The organism is Paraburkholderia sp. UCT2, assembly GCF_014397665.1.
Lineage (GTDB): Bacteria > Pseudomonadota > Gammaproteobacteria > Burkholderiales > Burkholderiaceae > Paraburkholderia > Paraburkholderia tuberum.
In genome coordinates, this window is sequence record NZ_VZQO01000118.1 from 1 (window position 1) to 2,128 (window position 2,128).

Sequence of the window (2,128 nt, forward strand, 5' to 3'; positions counted from 1 at the left end):
GCTTCCACCCTTTTCGTACACCCGCCCTGGGGTTTCGATGAATCAGAACTCTCTGCTTACGAATGCTGCCGTGCTCCGGAATAACGATGTAAGTCTTTCGCGTTATTTCGACGTTCTAATGGCCAACCGTTGGCTGGTCGGTGGAATCGCCGGCGGCGTGCTCGCCGTGGGCGTGGCCTACGCGTTTATCGCGCCGTCGGTGTACCAGGCCGATATTCTCGTGCAGGTTGAAGACAGCATTCCGACCAGCAATTCAAAAAGCCCGCTGGGCGACGTCTCCAGCATGTTCGACGTCAAAACAGAGGCGACGGCTGAAATGGAAATCCTGCAGTCGAGAATGGTGGTCGGAAAAGCGGTCGACGATCTGCACCTCGACGTCAGCGCAAAGCCGAAGCGCTTTCCATTGATCGGAGACTGGTTGGGCCGGCAAGCCCGGAGTCTTTCCGAGCCAGGTATCTTTGGATTTGGCGGATATGCATGGGGCGATGAAGCGATCAAGGTGTCCAGCTTCGACGTCCCGGAAGCATTCGAAGGCGAGAAGTTCGTTCTGACGGTTCTGGGCGGCGGACGCTACCGGCTGGAGCAGTCGGATCTCAGCGAGCCGATCGAGGGTCGCGTGGGCGAAAAGCTCGACACGAAACTGCCCGATGGCGCGATCACGCTGCAGGTCGATTCGCTGAACGCAAAGCCGGGCACGCAATTCATTCTGGAGAGACAGTCGCGCGACAAGACGGTGGAAAGCCTGCAAAACCGGCTGACGGTCTCGCAGAAGGGTAAAGACAGCGGCATCATCGGCGCGTCGCTGACGGGCTCTGAGCGGCTGCTGACGGCCAGCACGCTCGCCGAAATCGGCAATGCGTATGTTGACCAGAATCTGAAGCGCAAGGCGGCGGAAGCCGAGAAGTCGCTTGCGTTCCTGAGCGAGCAGCTGCCGCAACTCAAGAGCGACCTGGAGCGCGCCGAGGGACGCTATAACGACATGCGCAACCGCATGGGCGTGTTCAATCTGAGTGAGCAGGGCAAGGCCTATCTGGATCAAAGCGTAGCCACGCAGCGCAGCCTGCTCGAACTGAAGCAGAAGCGCGCGGAGATGGGCGCGATCTACGCGCCGGGTCACCCCGCGATCCAGGCGATCGATCAGCAGATCGGCATGCTGAGCAGCAGGATCGGAAGCTTGTCGCAGCAGGAACAGGCGTTGCCGGACCTGGAGCAGAATGCGGTGCGCCTGACCCGTGACATGAACGTGAACAACGAGCTTTACGTCGGCATGCTGAACAACATGCAACAGCTCAGACTGGTTCGCGCCGGCAAGGTTGGAACGGTGCGGTTGATCGATAACCCGGTGGTGCCGAAAGAGCCGATCAAGCCGAACAAGCTTCTGGTGATTATCTATGCTGCGTTGGGCGGCCTGATTCTGGGCGTGGGTGCGGCGTTCGGGCGTACGGCGCTGTATCGGGGCGTGACCGACGCGCAGGAGATCGAGGAGCAAACGGGCCTGAATGTCTATGCGAGCGTGCCGCTGTCGCAGGCGAAAGTCGCGCGAATCGGCAAGACGCCGAAGCTGCCCGCTGGCGAGAAGTTCCTGCTGGCGAGCGAGTTTCCGCGCGACCCGTCGATTGAAAGCCTGCGCCGACTCAGAACCGCGCTTCATTTTGCCATGCTGGAATCGGAATCGGGCGACAATCGCGTGCTGCTGACGGGGCCGACGGAACAGGTGGGCAAGTCGTTCCTGTCGGCGAATCTGGCGGCGGTCGTATCGGCGGCCGGCAAGCGGGTGTTGCTGATCGACGCGGACCTGCGCAAAGGTCATCTCGAGCAATACTTTGGTCTCGACTCGAGCCCCGGCCTGGCTGACTATCTGTCGTCGGACGTGACGTCCGGCCCGGTGATCATGCGTGACGTGCGTCCGGGCCTCGACTTCGTTGCGCGCGGAGCGATACCGGAGAACCCGGCCGAGCTTCTGGTGAGCGAACGCATGCAGCAATTCCTCGCGAAGACGAGCGAATACGACATCGTGCTGATCGACACGCCGCCGGTGCTCGCCGTATCCGACGCGACCGCGCTTGCGGATAGCTGCGGCACCGTGCTGCTGGTGACCCGCTTCGAGACCACTTCCATTGCGCAGGTG

The 2,128-nt window shown here is 61.3% G+C and carries 1 protein-coding gene; it reads left to right on the forward strand.

Going from position 1 to position 2,128, the window contains the following annotated elements:
- Positions 1–37: 37 nt before the first annotated feature.
- On the forward strand, positions 38–2,128 hold a 2,091-nt coding region (locus F6X39_RS35935), incomplete at its 3' end, for a GNVR domain-containing protein (RefSeq protein ID WP_187620129.1).